22 protein-coding genes are annotated in these 19,647 nt (G+C 73.3%); 14 read left to right on the top strand and 8 right to left on the bottom strand.

What is annotated here, in order from left to right:
• Nucleotides 1-4: 4 nt before the first annotated feature.
• From IFT77_RS06020 to IFT77_RS06010, 3 genes are all read left to right on the top strand, one after another.
• Complete coding sequence (locus IFT77_RS06020) at nt 5-436, top strand: hypothetical protein (protein WP_192169425.1); 432 nt, start codon at nt 5-7, stop codon at nt 434-436.
• On the top strand, nt 433-1,164 hold the full coding sequence (locus IFT77_RS06015; protein WP_192042679.1) for a Type 1 glutamine amidotransferase-like domain-containing protein: 732 nt from the start codon (nt 433-435) through the stop codon (nt 1,162-1,164). Before IFT77_RS06020 ends, IFT77_RS06015 begins: the two co-directional genes overlap by 4 nt.
• Before the next feature lie 238 nt (nt 1,165-1,402).
• Nucleotides 1,403-1,987, top strand: a complete 585-nt coding sequence (locus IFT77_RS06010) for a hypothetical protein (protein ID WP_192042680.1) — start codon at nt 1,403-1,405, stop codon at nt 1,985-1,987.
• A gap of 87 nt (nt 1,988-2,074) precedes the next feature.
• Here IFT77_RS06010 and IFT77_RS06005 read toward each other — a convergent pair whose 3' ends face one another.
• Complete coding sequence (locus IFT77_RS06005; RefSeq protein ID WP_192042681.1) at nt 2,075-2,911, bottom strand: alpha/beta fold hydrolase; 837 nt, start codon at nt 2,909-2,911, stop codon at nt 2,075-2,077.
• A gap of 167 nt (nt 2,912-3,078) precedes the next feature.
• Nucleotides 3,079-4,047 carry an SDR family oxidoreductase gene (locus IFT77_RS06000; RefSeq protein ID WP_305798186.1) on the bottom strand — a complete coding sequence of 323 codons (969 nt, stop codon included), beginning with the start codon at nt 4,045-4,047 and terminating at the stop codon, nt 3,079-3,081.
• A 64-nt stretch (nt 4,048-4,111) separates the two neighbouring features.
• Here IFT77_RS06000 and IFT77_RS05995 point away from each other — a divergent pair, with 64 nt between their 5' ends.
• Entirely contained in the window at nt 4,112-4,687 is a 576-nt protein-coding gene (locus tag IFT77_RS05995; RefSeq protein WP_192042682.1) for a TetR family transcriptional regulator, read from the top strand.
• Nucleotides 4,688-4,881: 194 nt separating this feature from the next.
• Here the strand turns inward: IFT77_RS05995 and IFT77_RS05990 are convergent, their stop codons facing one another.
• The 3 genes from IFT77_RS05990 to IFT77_RS05980 all read right to left on the bottom strand — a co-directional run bounded on the left by IFT77_RS05990 (nt 4,882) and on the right by IFT77_RS05980 (nt 7,954).
• Nucleotides 4,882-6,219, bottom strand: coding sequence for an MFS transporter (locus IFT77_RS05990; RefSeq protein WP_192169424.1), 1,338 nt, complete (start codon nt 6,217-6,219; stop codon nt 4,882-4,884).
• A gap of 200 nt (nt 6,220-6,419) precedes the next feature.
• Entirely contained in the window at nt 6,420-6,863 is a 444-nt protein-coding gene (locus tag IFT77_RS05985) for a hypothetical protein (RefSeq protein WP_192042683.1), read from the bottom strand.
• Nucleotides 6,864-6,967: 104 nt separating this feature from the next.
• On the bottom strand, nt 6,968-7,954 hold the full coding sequence (locus IFT77_RS05980; protein ID WP_192169423.1) for a helix-turn-helix domain-containing protein: 987 nt from the start codon (nt 7,952-7,954) through the stop codon (nt 6,968-6,970).
• 90 nt (nt 7,955-8,044) lie between these two features.
• On the opposite strand from IFT77_RS05980, the gene IFT77_RS05975 reads away from it, so the two are divergent.
• The 3 genes from IFT77_RS05975 (at nt 8,045) to IFT77_RS05965 (ending at nt 10,179) form a co-directional block, all read left to right on the top strand.
• Nucleotides 8,045-8,794: a triacylglycerol lipase gene (locus IFT77_RS05975; RefSeq protein ID WP_192169422.1), complete on the top strand. Its 750-nt coding sequence runs from the start codon at nt 8,045-8,047 to the stop codon at nt 8,792-8,794.
• Between the two features lie 207 nt (nt 8,795-9,001).
• Nucleotides 9,002-9,826, top strand: a complete 825-nt coding sequence (gene nadE, locus IFT77_RS05970) for an ammonia-dependent NAD(+) synthetase (RefSeq protein WP_192169421.1) — start codon at nt 9,002-9,004, stop codon at nt 9,824-9,826.
• A 41-nt stretch (nt 9,827-9,867) separates the two neighbouring features.
• Entirely contained in the window at nt 9,868-10,179 is a 312-nt protein-coding gene (locus IFT77_RS05965) for a putative quinol monooxygenase (protein WP_192042687.1), read from the top strand.
• Nucleotides 10,180-10,185: 6 nt separating this feature from the next.
• Here IFT77_RS05965 and IFT77_RS05960 read toward each other — a convergent pair whose 3' ends face one another.
• Nucleotides 10,186-10,977: a hypothetical protein gene (locus IFT77_RS05960; protein ID WP_192042688.1), complete on the bottom strand. Its 792-nt coding sequence runs from the start codon at nt 10,975-10,977 to the stop codon at nt 10,186-10,188.
• A 273-nt stretch (nt 10,978-11,250) separates the two neighbouring features.
• On the opposite strand from IFT77_RS05960, the gene IFT77_RS05955 reads away from it, so the two are divergent.
• Both IFT77_RS05955 and IFT77_RS05950 read left to right on the top strand, forming a co-directional pair.
• The gene (locus IFT77_RS05955) at nt 11,251-12,663 is read left to right on the top strand and encodes a CNNM domain-containing protein (RefSeq protein ID WP_192042689.1); all 1,413 of its coding nucleotides are present in this window, start codon (nt 11,251-11,253) and stop codon (nt 12,661-12,663) included.
• The gene (locus IFT77_RS05950; protein ID WP_192042690.1) at nt 12,660-13,700 is read left to right on the top strand and encodes a hemolysin family protein; all 1,041 of its coding nucleotides are present in this window, start codon (nt 12,660-12,662) and stop codon (nt 13,698-13,700) included. The genes IFT77_RS05955 and IFT77_RS05950 overlap by 4 nt, the downstream gene beginning before the upstream one ends.
• On the opposite strand, the gene IFT77_RS05945 is transcribed toward IFT77_RS05950, so the two are convergent.
• Nucleotides 13,697-14,374: a GntR family transcriptional regulator gene (locus IFT77_RS05945; protein ID WP_370544813.1), complete on the bottom strand. Its 678-nt coding sequence runs from the start codon at nt 14,372-14,374 to the stop codon at nt 13,697-13,699. The genes IFT77_RS05950 and IFT77_RS05945 overlap by 4 nt on opposite strands.
• 215 nt (nt 14,375-14,589) lie before the next feature.
• Here IFT77_RS05945 and sigK point away from each other — a divergent pair, with 215 nt between their 5' ends.
• Genes sigK through IFT77_RS05930 form a run of 3 tightly spaced genes read left to right on the top strand, consistent with a single transcriptional unit; the run spans nt 14,590 to nt 15,901 of the window.
• Nucleotides 14,590-15,171: an ECF RNA polymerase sigma factor SigK gene (gene sigK / locus IFT77_RS05940; protein WP_371740950.1), complete on the top strand. Its 582-nt coding sequence runs from the start codon at nt 14,590-14,592 to the stop codon at nt 15,169-15,171.
• A 20-nt stretch (nt 15,172-15,191) separates the two neighbouring features.
• Nucleotides 15,192-15,587, top strand: a complete 396-nt coding sequence (locus tag IFT77_RS05935) for an SMR family transporter (RefSeq protein ID WP_192042692.1) — start codon at nt 15,192-15,194, stop codon at nt 15,585-15,587.
• Nucleotides 15,587-15,901 (top strand): multidrug efflux SMR transporter, encoded by a 315-nt coding sequence (locus tag IFT77_RS05930; protein ID WP_123546835.1) that lies wholly within the window; start codon nt 15,587-15,589, stop codon nt 15,899-15,901. Before IFT77_RS05935 ends, IFT77_RS05930 begins: the two co-directional genes overlap by 1 nt.
• 115 nt (nt 15,902-16,016) lie before the next feature.
• Here IFT77_RS05930 and IFT77_RS05925 read toward each other — a convergent pair whose 3' ends face one another.
• A complete protein-coding gene (locus tag IFT77_RS05925) occupies nt 16,017-17,774 on the bottom strand; it encodes an FAD-dependent oxidoreductase (protein ID WP_371740949.1) in 1,758 nt (585 codons plus the stop codon).
• 132 nt (nt 17,775-17,906) lie between these two features.
• On the opposite strand from IFT77_RS05925, the gene IFT77_RS05920 reads away from it, so the two are divergent.
• Nucleotides 17,907-18,869, top strand: coding sequence for a sugar-binding transcriptional regulator (locus tag IFT77_RS05920; RefSeq protein ID WP_192042693.1), 963 nt, complete (start codon nt 17,907-17,909; stop codon nt 18,867-18,869).
• A gap of 157 nt (nt 18,870-19,026) precedes the next feature.
• Nucleotides 19,027-19,605, top strand: a complete 579-nt coding sequence (locus IFT77_RS05915) for a type 1 glutamine amidotransferase domain-containing protein (protein ID WP_192042694.1) — start codon at nt 19,027-19,029, stop codon at nt 19,603-19,605.
• Nucleotides 19,606-19,647: the final 42 nt, after the last annotated feature.

Raw genomic sequence — 19,647 nt, 5'->3', positions numbered from 1 at the left:
CCGCATGCGCACCAGGGGGACACTGCTCGCGACCACGCTGGCGATCGCCGTGCTCGGGACGACGGCGGGCTGCTCCTTCGGCTGGGGCCCGTCCGTCTTCGAGGACGAGCAGGTGGCGGCCGACGCACTGCCCGACGGCCAGGAGGCGGTCGACACGCTCGCGCCGGAGTCGTCGCACCTGCTGGGAGACGCCGAGGGCAGCCGCTGGTGGGCAGCCCGGAACGAGGCCGGCGAGTTCTGCCTCGTGAAGGCGGTCGTCCGCACCGGCGGCGCGCTCGACGACGTCTTCTCGGGCTGCGGCGGCGACGAGGGCGGCGGCATGTCGGTCGAGGACGGCGAGGGCCTCCGCGGCACGTGGTCCGCGGTCGCCGACCCGGAGGTCCCGGCCGACTCCACCCTGCTCCGCGAGCACCTGATCGTCACTCCCGCGCCGTGACCGGGCTGGTCTTCCTCGGCGGCGGAGGCTCCGAGGCCGACGAGGCCGCGTTGTGGGCCGAGGCGTTCCCGGCTGGTTCGCGGGTCGTGGTCTGGCCGTTCGCCCACCGCGCCGCCGTCGATCGTCGAGCGGCCGGCGCGTGGGCGACCGAGGCGCTGCTCGCGATCGGCGTGGAAGACGTGGACGTCTGGGGGACGACCGAGACCGGCGTCGACCGGTCGCGGCTCGACGAGCCCGGTCCTGGCCAGCCCCGGCTGAGCCGACCCGGCGCTCCCGGGCGACGCGGTCTCGACGTCGTGGCCGTCCTCGGCGGCAACACGTTCGACCTGCTGCAGGCGCTGCGGGAGGCGGGCCTCCTCGACCTGCTGCACGCGCACCTCCTCGGCGGCGGGTCGCTCTACGGCGGCAGCGCCGGCGCCGTGCTCGCGGGGGCCGACGTCGACCTCGCCCGCGCCGCCGACCCCGACGACGTGGGCACGACCGACACGCGCGGCCTCGACCTCGTGCACGGCCACGACGTGCTGCCGCACTGGACCGACGACCAGGAGGCGGCGGCCCGGCGGCACTCCCGCGCGTCCGGCCGCCCCGTGCTCGCGATCCCGGAGCGCGGCGGGGTCGTGGTCGCGCGGGACGGCACGGCCCGGTCCGTCGGCCCGGACGACGTCCAGGTGATCACCGCCGAGCGCACCGTCCGGCGTGCCGTCGGCGAGGAGTGGTCGCTGCGCTGAGGCGACCCTCGCGGGGGACTGCGCTCGCCCGCACCCGCGGGACCCGCGCACACCCGCGCTCGCGCCGACGGGTGTGCGCGGGTCCGAGGGGTGCGGAGGCGCCGGCGGCCCGGTGTACGGCCTGCACGCACCGTCGAGGTGGCGGTCCTAGGCTGACGGGACGAGCCCGGCACGCAGACGTCCGGGCCGCCGTCGCGGAGCAGGGCTCCCCGGCGGCGACGACCACGAGGGGGACACCGTGACCGATCCGCAGCGAGACGACCGACTGCTCGGGGGCGCGACGGGCGCCTCCTCGTCGCGACCGGCGGCGCCGACGGCCGCCCCGCAGACCGGCCCGACGGCCGCACCGGTCACCGAGCGGGCCGAGCCCCGGCCGCCCGTGACGGGACAGCAGATCGGCGCGACCCCGTACGTGGCCGCGCTCGCGCTCTCGCCGATCGTCACGCTCGTCGTGGCCGCGGTCGAGATCCGGCGGTCGGTCGAGCTCCTCGCGCCGGGCAGCACCGGCGTGCAGCAGGGCGACTACACGCTCGCGATGGTCGTCAGCCTCGTCGTCGGCATCGGCCTCGTCGTGCTCTCCTGGCTCGACCGGCGCACGCTGCGGGCGCGCGGCGTCGAGCGGCCGTTCCACTGGGCCTGGTCGATCCTCAGCGTGCTGATCTACCTGATCGGTCGCAGCGTCGTCCTGCGGCGCCGCGTGGGAGGGAGCGCCGCACCGCTCTGGCTGTTCCTCGGGCTCTCGGTGCTCGGCGGAGCGATCGCGATCATCATCGGCATCTCGTCGGGAGTCGCCACCATGGACCGCCCGCCGGTCAGCTCCTAGACGCGGAACACCCCCGATTGAGCATCACACCCTCGAATTCGGGGGTGTGATGCACGATCAGGGGTGTCGTGTGACCTCGCCGCGGCCTCAGCGCGCGAGGAACTCCAGCACCACGCGGTTGAACTCGTCCGCGTCGCTGACGTTCGCGCCGTGCGGCGCACCCGCGATGACGTGCAGCTCCGAGCCGGCGATCGCGGCGTGCGTGCGCGCGCCCGAGCCCTCGTAGGGCACGGTCGCGTCGCCGTCGCCGTGGATGACCAGCGTCGGCACGGTGACCTTCGTCAGGTCCTCGCGGAAGTCGGTCGTCGCGAACGAGTTCATCGCGGCTAGGGCCGCGGCCTTGTCGGCCTGCTTCGCGAGGCGCAGCGCGTCCTGGCGGTCCGCCTCCGACACCTTGAGCTCGCCGTCGACCGAGAAGAAGCCGGTGGTGAAGTCGTCGTAGAACGCGTCCTCGTCCTTGGTGAGGCCGGCGGTCATCTCGGCAGCCGCCTCCTTGGTGAGGGGCCCGTCGGGGTTGTCGTCGGTCTTCATCAGGTACGGGGGCACGGCCGACGCGAAGACCACGCTGTGCAGGCGCTCGGTGCCGTACTTGCTGAAGTAGCGCGCGACCTCGCCGCCGCCCATCGAGAAGCCGACGAGCGTCACGTCGTTCAGGTCGAGCTCGGTGAGGACGGTGTGCAGGTCCTCGGTGAGGTGGTCGTAGTCGTAGCCGGTCTTCGGCTTGTCGCTGCGTCCGAAGCCGCGGCGGTCGTACGTGACGACGCGGTAGCCGGCCTCGACGAACGCGGGGACCTGCTTGCTCCACGACTCGCCCGAGAGGGGCCAGCCGTGGATGAGCACGACGGTGCGTCCGCTGCCGCCGAAGTCGTCGACGTGGAGGTTCGTGTCCTTGAAGAGCCCGTGGTGGGCGGTGATCTCGGTCATGGTTCCTGCCTTCCTCGGCCGCACCTGCGGCCTGTCCTCTCGTTCGTACCCGCGCCTCCTGGCGGTTTGCCCGAGGGTCCGTCCCTCTGGTTCGCGTCGCGGACAGGAGGACGACCACCCGGCGCTGCCGACCGGCTCCGGCCGACGTGCGGGCCTCGCCGGTCGGCTCAGGCCGCCGAGTACGCCCCGCCGGCGATGTCGTCGAGCAGGGTCGGGCCGGACGGCGACCAGCCGAGGAGGCGAAGCGTCGCCTCGGACGACGCCGGCATGTCCTGGCCGAAGAAGCCGCCGATCCAGCCGAAGTGGGCACCGGCGTCGGCAGGTGCCACCGACGTCGACGGCAGGCCGAGCGAGTCGCCCAGGGCCTCGGCGATCGCACGGGTCGAGACGCCCTCCTCGGCGGCGGCGTGCAGGACGAGGCCGGGCGTGGCCGCGACGAGGGCGTCCGCGACGAGCCGACCGGCGTCCGAGCGGTGCACGGCGGGCCAGCGCGCCGACCCGTTGCCGATCCAGGCCGAGACGCCCTTCTCCCGGGCCACGGCCGCGATCAGGGCGACGAAGCCCTGGTCGCCGGTGCCGTGCACGGTCGGGGCGAAGCGCAGGCTGACGGTGCGGACGCCGCGGTCGGCGAACTCGAGGGCGAGCGCCTCGGTGCCGCCCCGGGGAGCCTCCGGGCCGCTGTGCGGTGACCGGTCGGCCTCGGTCGAGAGCCGACCGTTCGCGAGCCCGGCGAGGCCGCTGGCGAGGAGGAACGGCCGCCCCGACCCCTCGAGCTCTCCCAGCACCGTCTCGACGGCCCTCCGCTCCGCCCGGTTCGACGCGGCCAGGTCGGACCAGTCGTGCTTGTTGGCCAGGTGCACGACCGCGTCGGCGTCGGCGGCTCCGGCCCGCAGACCCTCGAGGTCGTCGAGGTCGCCCCGACGGACGACCGCGCCGCGGCGCTCGAGCGCGGCGGCGGACGAGTCGGATCGAGCAAGCCCGACGACCTCGTGGCCGTCGGCGAGCAGCTCGTCGACGGCGGCCGACCCGATCCAGCCGGATGCTCCGGTGACGAAGACGCGCATGGTGTTCTCCTTCTCTGCTGACAGGGCCGCAGGAGGAGCGGCACCAGTGATGTCAGTGGCTGACGTAGCCATGTCGAGACCGTACACCTGATGTCAGCCGCTGTCATCCCTGACCTGGCGACGCTAGGCTCGGACCATGGCTCGATGGGAACCCGGCACTCGGGAGCGGCTGCAGGCGGCCGCCCTCGATCTCTTCGTGACCCAGGGCTTCGACGAGACCACCGCCTCCGGCATCGCGTCGTCCGCCGGCGTGACCGAGCGCACGTTCTTCCGGCACTTCTCGGACAAGCGCGAGGTGCTCTTCGAGGGGCAGCACCTGCTCGCCGACCGGTTCACGGCGGGCGTCGACGACGCCCCCGAGGGCGCCGGCCCGGCCGAGCTGGTCGCCGCGGCGCTGCGCGGGGCGAGCGAGTTCTTCCCCGACGACCGTCGCGCGTGGTCGCGTCGCCGCCAGACGGTGATCGACGCGCACCCTGCCCTGCAGGAGCGTGAGCTGCTGAAGCTCGCCGGCCTCGCGCGCGACGTCGCCGCCGTGCTGGCCGCGCGCGGCGTGCCCGAGCCGGCGGCGTCCCTCGCCGGGCAGGCCTGCCTGGCCGTGTTCGGCGTCGCGTTCGGCCTCTGGATCGCGGAGGGCGAGACGCGGTCGTTCGCGGAGCTCGCCTCGCTCGTGCACGGCGAGCTCGGCCGCGTGGCCGCCGCGCCCGTCCGCTGACCTGCCGGCGCCGATGCGCTGGCGAGCCGCACCCGTGCGGGTCCGTACGCCGCAACGCGCGGGTATTTTCTGCAAATGCCGACCTAGGCACCCGCAATACGTGCTTTTCCCCCTGTTGCAGGTCACGGAGGCGGCCGCTGGTCGGCATTTGCGGGGCAGCGCTCCCGCCGCCGAGGGCAATGCAGCGCTGAGCGTCAGCCGTGCAGGTGCGGCAGCGGGCGCCGGCGCCCCGCGAGCACGCCCGACAGCGCGAGCACGACGAGCCCGACCGCGGGGATGAGCAGCAGCCCGACGCGCAGCGAGCTCGCGTCGGCGACGGCCCCGATCAACGGCGGCGCCGCGAGGAACCCGAGCCGCATCAGCCAGCTGACGAGCGTGAGTCCCGTGCCCGGCCGGAACCCCGGCAGTGTGTCCGCCGCGTGCATCGCGGCGGGGATCAGCGTCGCGACGCCGAAGCCGGCGAGGGCGAAGCCGAGGATGGTCGTGCCGACGGACGGGAACGCCAGGGCCTGCCCCATCCCGACGAACACCAGCGCCCCGCCGACCCGGGCGACCGCGCGCTGGCCGAAGCGGTCGACGAGCCGGTCGCCGAGGATCCGCCCGACGAACTGGGCGCCCTGCAGCGCGACGAAGCCGAGCGCGGCCACGGTCACGCCGGCGCCGAGCGAGCCCGAGAGGTAGAGGGCGGCCCAGGTGTTGCCGGCGTCCTCGACGACCGTGCCGGAGGCGGCGATCAGCACGAGCGCGACCAGGACGCCCCAGGTGCCGAGCTTCACGGCCGAGCGGCGCACGCGTGCACCGTCGTCGCTGCCCGAGCCGATCCCCGAGGAGGCGTCGGTCTCGGCACCCGCCACGGGCACCGGGGCGGACGTCGACGACGACGCGACCCCCTCGGTCGGCGTGGCGGGCGCCTCCTCGAGCTCGGAGGCGGGCTCCGGCCCCCGGAGCATCAGCCGGTAGGAGACGACGGCGACCACGCCGAAGACGACCCCCGAGATCGCGAGGTGCACGCCGATCGGCACGCCGAGCCCGGCGGCCGCGCCGCCCATCAGGCCGCCGGCGACGGCGCCGACGCTCCAGATCGCGTGGAACGAGTTGAGGATGGAGCGCCCGTAGCGCCGCTGCACGCGCAGGCCGTGCGAGTTCTGGGCGACGTCGACGATCGCGTCGAGCGCCCCGGCCACGAAGAGCGCGCTGGCGAACAGGGCGCCGACGGGGGAGAGGCCGGCCAGCAGCACCACGACTGCGGTCACCACCGTGCCGACGACGGCGACACGCGACGACCGGAAGCGGCGGATCAGCCAGCTCGCCGCGAGCCCGGCGACGATCGCGCCGACCGGGCCGGCCGCGACGGCGAGGCCGAAGAAGGCGTTCGACAGGTCGAGCGCCTCCTTGATCGCCGGGTAGCGCGGCAGCAGGTTCGAGAACAGCGCGCCGTTCGTGAGGAACAGCAGCGCGACGGCCAGCCGCGCCCGTCGGGTCTCGTGGTCGGGTGCGGCAGGCGTGCCGGGTCGGGGGGACGTCGTCGACATCGTCGGGTCTCTCGTGTCTGTCTGGGCGAGGGAGGCGCGGCCCGGGGAGGGGCCGACCACGGCGCTGCCCATCAGGGCAGCCGCGGCGCTGCTGATCACGGCAGCCGCTGATCGAATCGATTCGATCTCGCGACGATGCTAGCGGGGCCGAGCACGGCGAGGCAACGCCACGCCCTGCGTCGACCCGCGCGGACGCTCCCTCAGCTGGCCGGCCCGAGCAGCACCGCGAGCATCGTCGCGGCCGACCCGACCAGGAAGCTGAAGGTGCCGAGCTGCATGGTGCGTGTCTTGTTGCGGTCGGCGACGGGCACGCTCACCTCGAGGATCGGGCAGCCCGACCAGCCGATCAGGCCGAGGCTGACCGCGACGACGGAGGCGCCGATCCAGAAGAGCGTCTCGATCGGCGTCGAGAGCACGTCGGGCCGCCAGCCCGACACGAGCACGGCGCCGAGGGCGAGCGCCACGGCGACGACTGCGGCGGCGAACCACAGCGTGCCGGTCCACATGATGCGCGTGAGGTTCTCGACCGGGCCCATCAGGTCGCGGCCGTCCGGCTGGGGGGCGTGCGAGGCGTCGTCGACGGTGCCCGTCCGTCCGCGTCCGGGTCGTGCGGCGGTGTCTGGGGAGCTCTGGTAGTCGGTCACCCTGCCACGTTGCCACCACTCGGCCCCGGCCGCCCGCCGATGTCCGGTCCGGGCGTCGCCCTCTCCGCTCGCGAGCGGCGCTCGTCCCCGCGCGGCGGCGCCCGTCAGCTCCGCAGCGTGACGCTCGGGTGCTCGCCGAACCGCTCGTGGTACGACGCCGAGAAGCGTCCGAGGTGGCTGAACCCCCAGCGGCGCGCGACGCTCCCGACCGTGGCGGTCTCGGGCGTCGCGACCGAGAGGTCGGCGTGCACCCGGTCGAGCCGGATCTGGCGCAGCAGCACCGTCGGGCTGACGTCGAGGGCTCGCTGCAGGGCCACCTGCAGCCCCCGCACGCTGAGGTCGGCGGCCCGGGCGACGTCGGCGACGCCGATCGGCTCGTGGGCGTGCGCGTGCAGGTACTCGACGGCGAGGGCGAGTCGTCGGGCCCCCGGCGCGACGGGGGCGCCGGGGGCGAGCGCCACGGCCGAAGCCTGCCCGGCCTCGTGCGGGAACGTCTCGAGCACCGCCAGCGCGAGTCGACGGTTCGCCTCGGCCCGCAGCAGGGCAGGCGCGGCGAGGTCGAGCAACACCGGGGTCGTCTCCGAGAGCACGGCACGCCAGCGTCGCAGCGCCGCGTCCCCGACGGGCGCGGCGTGGAAGAAGGTGACGGGCCCCGACGTCACGTCGCCGCGCTCGGCGGCCAGCCGCTCCAGGTGCGCCGCGCTGACGTGCACGAGCCGCTGCCGGTAGTCGGAGAAGTCGAACGAGTAGGCCCGGGTCGGCGCGATCCGCGGCACGAGCGGCCGCAGCTCGACCGCGTCGCGTCCGACGTCGACCGTGCCGCGCCCCTCGACCAGCCACGACAAGACGTACTCGGGCACGGCGTCGGCCGTGCCGCGGGCCGACCCGTGGAACTCGGACGTGCGGAGCGACACGTCGCCGTCGCCGACCGCCGCGTAGCGGTACTCGAACGGTCGGTCGAGCTGGTCGAGCCGGAACCCCTCGCCCGGGTACTGGGCCTCGTAGAGCTCGCGGGCCGCGTCGAGGTCGTCGCCGTGCACGGCACCGCGGAACGGCGGCGGTGTCGCCCCGGTGCCGACCTCTTCGTCCATCGTCGACATCCTCACACGCAGGAGGCGCGGGTCGCGAAGGCGACTCGGCGACCGGACAGCCGCCTCCCGGCCCCCTACTGTGCAGGGACCATGCCGCACGCCCCCGCCGCGCCTCCCCGGCCGCCCCGCCCGACGCTCCGTCGGGCGCTGCGGCACGGCGTCTGGTGGCTGCAGGACTACGCGTTCGCCGCCTGGTGGCAGCTGCGCGCGGTGCTCTCGCCGCGCGGCGCCGACGACTACCTCTCGGGCGACGGGCGGCCCGTGCTCGTGCTGCCGGGCATCTGGGAGACCTGGGCGTTCCTCCGTCCGCTGATCGAGCGGGTGCACGACGAGGGGCACCCGGTGCACGTGATCGCGTCGCTCGGGCGGAACGGCCGACCCGTGGAGGCGACCGCCCGCGACGTCGCCGCCTACGTGCTCGAGCACGACCTGCACGACGTCGTGGTCGTCGCGCACAGCAAGGGCGGGCTGGTCGGCAAGTACCTGATGGCCCTGCTCGACGACACCCGTCGGGTCGACGTGATGGTCGCCGTCTGCACGCCCTTCAGCGGCTCCCGGTACGCGGCCTGGCTGGTGCTGCCGAGCCTGCGGGCCTTCTCGCCCCGCGACGCGACGACCGTGATGCTGTCGCGCGACCAGGCCGTCAACGAGCGCATCACGTCGATCTACGGCGAGTTCGACCCGCACATCCCCGAGAGCAGCGTGCTGGTCGGCGCCGACAACGTGCTGCTGCCGACCGGAGGGCACTTCCGGGTGCTGGCGCACCCGCGCACCGTCGCCACGGTGCTCGCGGTCGCGGGCCTGCCCGCTCCCGACGCGGACCGGTCAGCCGCGATCTGAGAGGATGGGGCACCGTCACCTCGACCAGGCAGGAGCCTCCCATGGCCGAATTCTTCATCGGACTCGTCAGCGCGATCACCCTCGTCGGCCTGGTGCTGACCGTCGCGGCCTTCGTGGCCCTCTCGACGTCGAAGTAGTCCCGTCGCGGCGCGCGCCTCGCAGGCCCCGACGGGTGCCGGGCGGGCGGCGCGTGGCTAGAGTCGTCGCATGAGAGCGCTGCAGGCCACCATCATCTCCGAGCTCGCCGTCCGCCCCGACATCGACCCGGCCGTCGAGGTCGAGCGCCGCGTCGCCTTCCTCCGCGACTACCTCGAGACGACCGGGGCCGGCGGCTTCGTGCTCGCCGTCAGCGGCGGGCAGGACAGCACGCTCGCCGGGCGGCTCTGCCAGCTCGCCGTCGAGGGCGTGCGCCGCGACGGCGGCACGGCCGAGCTCGTCACCGTGCGGATGCCCTACAAGGTGCAGGCCGACGAGGTGGACGCCCAGCTCGCCCTGCGGTTCATCGACGGCGCAGAGGGGCTGGTGGTCAACATCCAGCACGGCGTCGACGGCACGGCACAGGACGTCGCCGAGGCGACCGGCGCCCCGCTCAGCGACTTCGCGAAGGGCAACGTCAAGGCGCGCACCCGCATGGTGGCGCAGTACGCGATCGCGAGCGAGCGCGGCCTGCTCGTCGTCGGCACCGACCACGCCGCCGAGGCACTCACCGGGTTCTTCACCAAGTACGGCGACGGCGGGGTCGACCTGGTGCCGCTCACCGGGCTGAGCAAGCGCCAGGGCAAGGCGCTGCTCGCCCACCTCGGGGCCCCGGCACGTCTGTACGAGAAGGCGCCGACCGCCGACCTGCTCGACGAGACCCCCGGCCAGACCGACGAGGCCAACCTCGGCCTGATCTATGCCGACATCGACGAATACCTCGAGGGCGGCGACGTCGACGACGCGATCGCCGAGGTGATCGAGGCCCGCTACCTCGCGACCGAGCACAAGCGCCGCGTGCCCGCGAGCCCGGTCGACGAGTGGTGGCGCGCCTGACGCGCGTCCCCCTGTCGGTCGTCCGGTGTTGACTGCGAGCCATGATCATCGTGACCGGACACCTGCTCGTCGACCCTGAGCTGCGCGACGACTACCTCGCCTCCTGCGTGAGCCTCGTCGAGGCCGGTCGCGACGCGCCCGGCTGCCTCGACTTCGCGCTGTCGCCCGACATCGTCGACCCCGGCCGCATCAACGTCGCCGAGCGCTGGGTGTCGCAGAACGCCCTCGACGACTTCCGCGGCTCCGGGCCGACCGACGAGCAGGAGGCGGAGATCCGGCACAGCGACGTGCACGACTACCAGCTCACCGGCCCCGAGGAGCCGTCGCTGTCCGAGTCGGGCGACCTCGTCTGAGCCGAGCTAGTCGATCCCGTCGATCCCGCCGAGGCGCTCGAGCACGCCGGTGAGGATGGTGCCGGCAGGGTCGGGCAGCACGTGGTGGTTCAGGTAGATGCCCTCGAGCCAGGGCAGGACCTCGTCGGCGGGCATGCCGACGGCGGCCCAGTCGACGCCGGGCAGGGCCCGGGTGACGGTCTGCTCGGTGCCCGGGGTCAGCCACGCCTCGGCGATCGGCTGGTCGGGCGTGCGGCGCTCGTCGGCGGCCCAGAGCAGGGCGATCGGGTGCTCGCGGACGTCGTCCGGCGCCTCGTCGACGTGGTCGTGCTCGACGTGCCCGGCGCCGAGCCAGGGCAGGGTGAGCAGCTCGCCCTCGATGTCGACCTCGACCAGGTCGAGGTGCGTCGGCTCCTCGACCTCGCACACCCAGAGGTCGAGACCGGCGTCGTGCCAGGCCGCGGCGTCGTCGACGTCGTCGATCAGGTCGGGCATCAGCGCCTGCAGGTCGGTCAGCAGGGCGGTGGCCCACGCGACGACCTGGGCGGTGTCGCCGGGGCCCCATGGGCTGATGTCGGTGTCGTCGCCCGCCGCGTCGTGGAAGTGGTGCTCGGCACCGCCGTCGACGGCGTCGAGGTGCACCTGGCCCGTGCCGAACCCGACATACAGGCTGCTGAGCTCGGTCTCGTCGTCCCACTCGCCGAAGAGGTTGGGCTTGCCGAGCGAGGTGGGCAGCGGCAGCGTCGCCGCGTGGCGCGTGCCCAGCGCGAACACGGCGCGGAAGCGCCTGGTCGGCAGCCGGAGGCTCATGTCAGTCACAGGGTGTCTCCGATCGGTCGGCTCCCAGCGTACGGGCTGAGGCCGCACCCCACTGCCCTGGTGCCGAGTGGTCGCGAACGGTCGCTCAGCGGGCCCGCCGGAGCAGGAGTCGACCCCTCGTCCACGAGGGCGACCTGCAGCCTCTGCAGGTTCACAGCATCGTCGCGGCGTCGCTCCCTACCATCACCGCATGGACGACCCTCCCTCTCACATGCCGACGCCCTTCCGCGCCCTGACACCGCACGGTGTCTCTGACGAGCGGGGAGGGGCTCAGTGAACGAGTGGGCCATGCTCGCCGTCGGTCTGGTCCTGACCGTCGGCACCGGCTTCTTCGTGGCGTCCGAGTTCTCGCTCGTGAACCTCGACCGGAACGACCTCGAGGCCCGCCAGGCCCGGGGCGAGAAGCGCCTCGCGCCGACGATCAAGGCGCTGCGCATCACCTCGACCCACCTCTCGGGAGCGCAGCTCGGCATCACGCTGACCACGCTGCTCACCGGCTACACCTTCGAGCCCGCGATCAGCTCGCTGCTCGCCTCGCCGCTCGGCGACCTCGGCGTGCCCGAGGCCGTCATCCCGGGCATCGGCGCCGTGGTCGGCATCGTGATCGCGACCCTGTTCTCCATGGTGGTCGGCGAGCTCGTCCCCAAGAACTTCGCGCTCGCCCTGCCGCTCGCGACGGCCAAGTTCGTCGTGCCGTTCATGGCGACCTTCACGACCGTCTTCAAGCCGGTCATCCTGCTCTTCAACAACACGGCGAACGCGGCCATCCGCAGGATGGGCATCGAGCCGAAGGAGGAGCTGTCCGGCTCCCGGTCCGCCGAGGAGCTCAGCTCGCTGGTGCGGCGCTCGGCGCTCGAGGGCATGCTGGACGACGACCACGCGACCCTCCTGGGCCGCACCCTCCGGTTCTCCGAGCACGCGGCCGTCGACGTCATGACCCCCCGGGTGCGCATGACCACCGTGCGCTCCACCGACACCGCCGCCGACGTCGTCGAGACGGCACTCGCGAGCGGCTTCTCGCGCTTCCCGGTGATCGGCGACGACAGCGACGACATCGTCGGCGTCGTGCACGTCAAGCAGGCCTTCGCCCTGCCCGCCGAGGAGCGGGCGTCCGTCCCGGTCGCCGGCCTCGTCTCGGACGCGCGCTTCGTGCCCGAGTCGATGGGCGTCGACACGCTGCTCGGCCTACTGCGTCGCGAGGGCTTCCAGATCGCCGTCGTCGCCGACGAGTTCGGCGGCACGGCCGGGCTCGTCACGTTGGAGGACCTGGTGGAGGAGCTCGTCGGCGAGCTCGAGGACGAGCACGACCGCGCCAAGGCCGGCATCCTGCGGTCGTCGGGCACCGTCGTCTTCGACGCCGCCCTCCGTCCCGACGAGCTCTGGGACCGCGCCACGGTGCGGGTGCCCGACGACGGCGACTACGAGACCGTCGGCGGCTTCGTCACCGAGCAGCTCGACCGGCTGCCCGAGGTGGGTGACGAGGTCGAGCTCGAGGGCGGCACGCTGCGCGTCGAGCGGGTGGTCGGGCAGCGGCTCGAGCGCCTGCGGTTCGTGCCCTCGCCGGCCGAGCTGCCGACCGCCTCCGGCGCCCCTGCGGGCACGACGGACACGGCGCACGCCGTCGAGCCTGCCCCCACCGACCACGACCGGGTCGTCGCCGGACTGCGAGAGGACCTGAAGCGATGAACGAGTACCTGCCCGGCATCATCTGGTTGTTCGTGCTGCTGATCGTCAACGGCTTCTTCGTCGGCGCCGAGTTCGCCGTCATCTCCGCCCGCCGCTCGCAGATCGAGCCTCGTGCCGAGGCCGGCAGCAAGGCGGCGAAGAAGACCCTGTGGGCGATGGAGCACGCCACGCTGATGCTGGCCACGAGCCAGCTCGGCATCACCGTCTGCTCGCTCGTCATCCTGAACGTCTCCGAGCCGGCGATCCACCACCTGCTCGAGATCCCGCTGGCCGCGACGCCCCTGACGCCCGAGGCCATCGGCGTCGTCGCGTTCGTCATCGCGCTGGTGCTCGTGACGTTCCTGCACGTCGTGGTGGGCGAGATGATCCCCAAGAACCTGTCGTTCTCGGTGCCTGACAGGGCGGCGCTGCTGCTCGCGCCTCCGCTGGTGTTCGTGGCGACCGTGTTCAAGCCCGTGATCTGGTCGCTGAACGGCGTCGCCAACGCGGTGCTGCGCCTGTTCCGGGTCGACCCGAAGGACGAGGCGACCAGCACCTACACGCTCGACGAGGTCGCGACGATCGTGCAGCAGTCGACCCGCGAGGGCGTGCTGTCCGACGCGTCGGGCACGCTGTCGGCGGCCTTCGAGTTCACGACCCGCAAGGTCCGCGACGTCGAGGTCCCCGTGGCCGAGATGGTGCGGCTCGCCCCGGGCGCCACGCCCCGCGACGTGCAGCTCGCCGTCGCCGAGCACGGCTACTCGCGCTACGTGCTGACGGACGACGACGGGCAGCCGACCGGCTACCTGCACCTCAAGGACGTCATGGACCTGACCTCGGCCGAGGCGCTCGACGCGCCCGTGCCGGCGAAGCGGGTGCGCCGCCTCGGGGCGGTGCCGCACGACGCCGACCTCGAGGACGCCCTGGCGTCGATGCGCCGCAGCGGGGCGCACGTCGCGCGCGCCGTCTCGGTGATGGGCGAGACGACGGGCGTGCTGTTCCTCGAGGACATCATCGAGGAGCTGGTGGGCGAGGTCGACGACGCGACGACCGTCTAGCTGCCGGCGCGCTCGGGCGAGAGCGGCCGCTCGCCCGGCAGCTCGTGCAGGGCCTCGGCGGCCAGCTCGGCCCGGATCGGGTCGCGGTCGCGGGTCGCCTGCTCGAGGGCCACGAGCGAGTCGCTCATCGCGGCCCAGTTCAGCACCTCGACGATGTTCGGCACGCGGAGCGAGTAGGCGAGGCCGTCGGTGACGTCGCGGCACACCTTCTTGAGCGCGGCGTTGCCGCAGTGCTCGACGTACATGTCGAAGAGGGCCACGGCGTGGGCGTTCAGGGCCGGGCCGTCCTCTCGCTCGATGTCGCCGATGCAGATCTTGACCGTCGACGAGATCTGCTTCATGACGGCCGCGGGGAGGCGGGGCACGGCCAGCCGGACCGCGCCGCCGTAGAGCACGCCGAGCGTCTGGACCGCCTCGACCGCCTGGCCGGCGTCGGGCGTCGCGACCCGCGTCCAGCGGTTCGGCGCCATCTCGACCAGCCCGGCCCGGACGAGGTCGCTGAGCGCCTCGCGGATCGGCGTGCGCGACACCTGCAGCCAGGCCACCAGCTCGTCGTCGTGCAGGCGCTCGCCGGGCTCGAGCGTGCCGTCGAGGATGGCCTCGCGCAGCCGGCTCCTCACGGTGTCGCGCAGCAGCTGGCGCTCGGTCGTGGGTTCTGAGGTGGGGACGGGCACGGGTGTCTCCGATCGTCGGCGGGTCGGGCGCGGGGCCCTGCCACCAGGATAACGGCACATGTCCCGTGTGGCGGGTGACGCGTCGGGGGTGATGTACCACCGGGCCACGCTGCCCCGAACTGGGGGTGACCAGGATCATGCACGCGCATATGGTGGCGGCAGGGCTCGGGGGAGCGTCCTGTACCCCGCACCCACCACACCGATCGGACGGCACCGTGACCCTCGCACCTGTGCCGCTCGTCGGCCCGACGCCTTCGGACGACGACCTCGTGGCCGCGACCGCCTGCGGCGACCAGCGCGCCTTCGCCGAGTTCTACGACCGCACCGCGTCGCGCGTGCACGGCCTCGTGCGGCGGGTCCTCGTGGATCCCGCGCAGTCGGAGGAGGTCGTGCAGGAGGTGTTCCTGGCGGTCTGGCAGGAGGCCTCACGATTCGACCCGGCCAGGGGGACGGCGCTGTCGTGGCTGCTCGTCCGGGCGCGTCGTCGGGCGATCGACCGCGTGCGGTCGTCCCAGGCGAGCCGCGAGCGTGACCTGGCCGTCGGCGTCCGCGACCTCGACGCCGTCCGCGACGACGTCGCCGAGACGGCGGCGATCCGGATCGAGCACGCGCGCGTGAGCCGGGCGCTCGAGGGGCTCTCGGCCGTGCAGCGCCAGGCGCTCGAGCTGACGTACTGGGGCGGCCTCACCCAGTCGGAGGCGGCGAGCCGGGCCGGCGTCCCGCTCGGCACCATGAAGACCCGCCTGCGCGACGGGCTCATCGCCCTGCGGCGCCTCGTCGAGCCCGCGGTCGCCTAGGCTCGACGGATGAGGTGCTCGTGACCTGGCTCTGGTTGGCTGGCGCGATCGTCGTCGAGGTCACCGCCTCCCTGGCGCTGCAGGCCGCCGTCGAGGCCCCCGGCTGGTACGCGCTCGTCGTGGCCGGCTACCTGTCCGCGTTCGTCTGCCTGTCCCGGGTCCTGAGGGGCGGCATGGCGATCGGCGTCGCCTACGGCATCTGGGGCGCCTCGGGCGTCGCGCTCACCGCGGTCATGGCCGCCGTCCTCTTCGGGCAGGCGCTCACCGGCGTGATGGTCGTCGGGCTCGTGCTGGTGGTCGCGGGCGTGCTGCTGGTCGAGCTCGGGTCCCAGAGGGCCCTCGCCGCCCGCGCGGCCGCGGCCGCGGCCTCTGCCTCGGGACCCGCGGCCTCGGCTCCGAGCGGGGGCGACGCCTGATGGGCTGGGTCCTGCTCGCGATCGCGATCGTCTGCGAGGTCGGCGCGACGATCAGCCTCAAGCTCGCCACCGACGGGCGGAGGCGCTGGTACGTGCCCGTGGCCGTCGGCTACGTCACCGCGTTCTCGTTGCTCGCCGGCGCCCTGGCGCTCGGCCTGCCGATCGGGGTCGCCTACGGGGTCTGGGCGGCGACCGGGGTGGCCCTCACCGCGGTGCTCGGACGCCTCCTGTTCAAGGACCCCCTGACGGCGACCATGGCCGCCGGCATCGTCCTCATCGTCGCGGGGGTCGTCCTCATCGAGGTCGGGCACTAGTCCCCGCACCCGGCCGGCCGGTGCCGCCACGGTCGACGGAGCGCCCGGCCCAGGACGCACGAGACCCGCCCGGCCCCGAGGGGCGGGCGGGTCTCGTGGTCGAGGGAGGCGCCTCCTACGAGGCAGGCGTGCTCACGACGGGCGTGCCGCTGGGCACGTGCTGGGACGACACCTCGACGCCGTGCGACGTGCGCAGCACGTCGAGGGTGGCCTCGATCTCGGCCTCGCGCTCGTCGGCCGTCCAGCCGAGGCTCGACGCCAGGACGTCGGCGATCTCGCTGAGCAGCTCGATCGTGACGCCGCCGACGAAGGCGAGGTTGGTGCGGCGCAGGACGACGTCGGCGAGGTGCACCGCGTCCTCGTGCTCGGCGAAGTACGCGATCTCGGCCGTGGTGAGGCCCGGGTCGCTCGCCAGCGGCTCGGACGGCTGGTCGAGCAGCACCTCGATCACGCTCTCGGCACGGGTGCCGTAGCGGGTGAGGAGACGGTCGACGTGCTCACGGCTGAGGCCGTCGGCGTGGGCCGCGACCCAGGTGGTGCGGGCCGCGTCGGTGGTCGGGAAGTCCTTGCCGCCGCCGATCGCCATGCCGGTCGTGTCGACCGTGCGGGTCACGCCGAGACGGTTCGTCGCCTCGGTCGACAGGTGCGCCGACAGGGCGCGGAACGTCGTCCACTTGCCGCCGACGAGGCTGAGCACCTTGCTGGTCGGCAGCTCGGCCACCTCGGTCTCGACGACGCGGTAGTCGCGCGACACGAAGCCGGCGGCGAGGTCGTCGTGCTTCGGGAGCGGGCGGACGCCCGAGTAGCGGTAGACGATGTGGTCGCGCGTGATCTCGATCTCGGGGTAGACGTGCTTGACGAGGTCGAAGAAGTAGTCCACCTCCTCCTCGGTGCAGACCGCGGGCTCGGCCATGTCGGCCTCGAGGTCGGTCGTGCCGATCAGGACGCGGCCCTTCAGCGGGTAGATCAGCACGATGCGGCCGTCGTTGTTCTCGAAGAAGATCTCGCGGCCGTTCGTCGCCTCGAGCAGCTCGGGGCTGTCGACGACGATGTGCGAGCCCTTGGTGCCGCCCATGTACTGCGACTCGGCGCCGAGCGCCGCGTTCGTCAGGTCGGTCCAGGGGCCGGAGGCGTTGACGACCACGTCGGCCGTCACGGTGAACTCCGTGCCGGTGACGACGTCGCGCAGCACGACCCCGCCGTCGGCGGTGCCGGCGGCCTCGAGGTAGTTGGCGCTGCGGGCGTTGTCCCCGGCGGCGAGGCCGTCCTTGAGCACGTCGAGGGCCAGGCGCTCGGGCTCGTGCACCGAGGCGTCGTAGTAGGTGCCCGTGTACTTGAGGTCCTTGTTCAGGTGCGGCATCTCGGCCAGCGCGGCCTTGCGGCCCAGGAACTTGTGACGGGGCACGGAGCCGCCGTCGCGCGAGAACGAGTCGTACATGGTCATGCCGACCTTGATGAGGAGCGCGCCGCGCTCCTTCGTGCTGCGCTGCTTGTGCGTGAGCATGCGCAGCGGGGCGTTGAGGATGCCCGAGAACGTCGAGAAGATCGGCATCGTCGTCTGCAGCGGCTTGACGTAATGGGGGGCGATCTTGAGGAGGCCGTTGCGCTCCTCCACGCTCTCGCGGACGAGGCGGAACTCGCCGTTCTCGAGGTAGCGGATGCCGCCGTGGATCATGTGCGACGAGGCAGCCGAGGCGCCCGAGGCGTAGTCGGCGCGCTCGACGAGGACGACGTCGACGCCCTGGAGGGCGAGGTCGCGGAACGTGGCGATGCCGTTGATGCCCCCTCCGACGATCAGCACCTGGGCGTGGGGGCGGTCGGCGATGCGCGACACGTTGGCGCGCATCGTCCCTGTCTTCTTCGACTCGGTCACAGTGGAGCTTCTTTCCCGTTGCGTTCGGTGAGCGGTGGGGTCGTGCGCCGGCTGCTCGGGCCGGTAGTGTCCATGATCGACCCCTCCTGACGAGGGTGCAACGTATCTGCACAGATGTGCACGGAGGTGCCCATGGCCGAGGCGACGACGTCCGAGAAGACCCACGACGCGCTCCGTGCGGCGCACCTGTACTACATGCAGGACCTGACGATGGAGGCGATCGCCTCGGAGCTGAACACGTCCCGCTCGTCGGTGTCGCGCCTCCTCAAGGCCGCTCGCGAGACGGGCCTCGTCGAGATCCAGATCAAGTCGCCGCTCGACCAGGCGACCCGCTCCGCCGCGGCCCTGCACGACCGGTTCGGGGTCGTCGCGCACGTCGTGCCCGTGCCCGACCAGATCACCGAGATCGACCGGCTCGAGCGCGTCGCGCTGTCGGCGGCCCGCACGATCACGCCCTACGTCGACTCGAACATGGTGGTCGGCGTGGCGTGGGGCGCGACCCTCAGCGCCGTCAGCCGGTCGTTGGTGCCGCGGGCGACGCACAACTCCGTCGTCGTGCAGCTCAACGGCGCGGCGAACACGCGCACGACGGGCATCGAGTACGCGAGCGAGATCCTCCGGCGCTTCGGGGCGGCGTACTCGGCCGCGGTGCAGCAGTTCCCCGTGCCGGCGTTCTTCGACGACCCGGCCACGAAGCGCGCGCTCTGGCGCGAGAGCAGCACGAAGCGCGTGCTCGAGCTGCAGGCCTCGATGGACCTGGTCGTCTTCGGCGTCGGCTCGCGCGACGCCCGGGTGCCCAGCCACGTCTGGTCGGGGGGCTACCTCGAGAAGAGCGACCAGCTCAGCCTCGACCGCGACGGCGTCGTCGGCGACGTGGCGACCGTCTTCTACCGCGAGGACGGCTCGTCGGCCGACATCGCCATGAACGCCCGGGGCACGGGCCCCGACCTCGAGACGATCCGGCGGGCGCCGCGGCGGGTCTGCATCGTGGCCGGCGAGGCCAAGGTCGCCGGCGTGCGCGGCGCCCTCGCCGCGGGGCTCGCGACCGACCTCATCCTCGACGAGGGGACGGCGCGGGCGCTGCTCGCGAGCTGAGTCGCAGGCGGGCCGGGGGAGGCGTCGACCGGGGAGGTGTCGGCCGGGGGAGCCGTCGGCTGGGGGACACGCTCCCGAGAGCCCCTCCAGCCCCGCGGCGTAGACCGGTGCTCGACATCGATCGGCCCGCCCCGCGGGCCCGGAGGAGGAGAGCCCCATGGCCACCACCGATCTGACCGGACGACGCGTGCTCGCGATCGTCACCAACTACGGCGTCGAGCAGGACGAGCTCGTCGTCCCGGCTCGTGCCCTGCGCGAGGCCGGTGCGACCGTCGTCGTCGCCGCGCAGTCGACCGAGCCGATCCAGACTCTCGTCGGCGACAAGGACCCGGGCGAGACCGTCCGCCCCGACACCACCCTCGACGAGGCCGACGCGGCCGACTTCGACCTGCTGCTCGTGCCCGGCGGCACCATCAACGCCGACACGATCCGCCAGGACGACGGCGCCGTCTCGCTGCTCAAGGCCTTCGCCTCGGCCGGCAAGCCCGTCGCCGCCATCTGCCACGGCCCCTGGCTGCTGGTGGAGGCGGACCTCCTGAAGGGCAAGGAGCTCACCTCCTTCGCCTCGCTCGAGACCGACGTGAGGAACGCCGGAGGCGCCTGGGTCGACCGCTCGGTCGTCACCGACGTCGAGGGCGGCTTCACCCTGGTCACGTCGCGCGACCCCGACGACCTCGACGACTTCGTCGGCGCCGTCCACGACGCGCTCGTGACCGCAGGCGGCGGACAGGGCTGACGCCTCGCCGCGCCCGGCGCGGTGCCCTCGACCCGGTGCCGG

Source organism: Frigoribacterium sp. CFBP 13729 (assembly GCF_014841875.1).
Classification (GTDB): Bacteria; Actinomycetota; Actinomycetes; order Actinomycetales; family Microbacteriaceae; genus Frigoribacterium.
The sequence above is the reverse complement of the archived record's forward strand: the minus strand, read 5'-3'. Positions and strand labels throughout refer to the sequence as shown.

Bases quoted from the DNA above. Each gene is read 5' to 3' on its own strand.
- nadE (WP_192169421.1), top strand. From the start codon at position 9,002: ATGAGAGCGCTGCAGGCCACCATCATCTCCGAGCTCGCCGTCCGCCCC.
- IFT77_RS05980 (WP_192169423.1), bottom strand. From the start codon at position 7,954: ATGGACGAAGAGGTCGGCACCGGGGCGACACCGCCGCCGTTCCGCGGT.
- IFT77_RS05975 (WP_192169422.1), top strand. From the start codon at position 8,045: ATGCCGCACGCCCCCGCCGCGCCTCCCCGGCCGCCCCGCCCGACGCTC.
- IFT77_RS05965 (WP_192042687.1), top strand. From the start codon at position 9,868: ATGATCATCGTGACCGGACACCTGCTCGTCGACCCTGAGCTGCGCGAC.
- IFT77_RS06005 (WP_192042681.1), bottom strand. From the start codon at position 2,911: ATGACCGAGATCACCGCCCACCACGGGCTCTTCAAGGACACGAACCTC.
- IFT77_RS05950 (WP_192042690.1), top strand. From the start codon at position 12,660: ATGAACGAGTACCTGCCCGGCATCATCTGGTTGTTCGTGCTGCTGATC.
- IFT77_RS05920 (WP_192042693.1), top strand. From the start codon at position 17,907: ATGGCCGAGGCGACGACGTCCGAGAAGACCCACGACGCGCTCCGTGCG.
- IFT77_RS06020 (WP_192169425.1), top strand. From the start codon at position 5: ATGCGCACCAGGGGGACACTGCTCGCGACCACGCTGGCGATCGCCGTG.
- IFT77_RS05930 (WP_123546835.1), top strand. From the start codon at position 15,587: ATGGGCTGGGTCCTGCTCGCGATCGCGATCGTCTGCGAGGTCGGCGCG.
- IFT77_RS06000 (WP_305798186.1), bottom strand. From the start codon at position 4,047: ATGGCTACGTCAGCCACTGACATCACTGGTGCCGCTCCTCCTGCGGCC.
- IFT77_RS05915 (WP_192042694.1), top strand. From the start codon at position 19,027: ATGGCCACCACCGATCTGACCGGACGACGCGTGCTCGCGATCGTCACC.
- IFT77_RS05990 (WP_192169424.1), bottom strand. From the start codon at position 6,219: ATGTCGACGACGTCCCCCCGACCCGGCACGCCTGCCGCACCCGACCAC.
- IFT77_RS05995 (WP_192042682.1), top strand. From the start codon at position 4,112: ATGGCTCGATGGGAACCCGGCACTCGGGAGCGGCTGCAGGCGGCCGCC.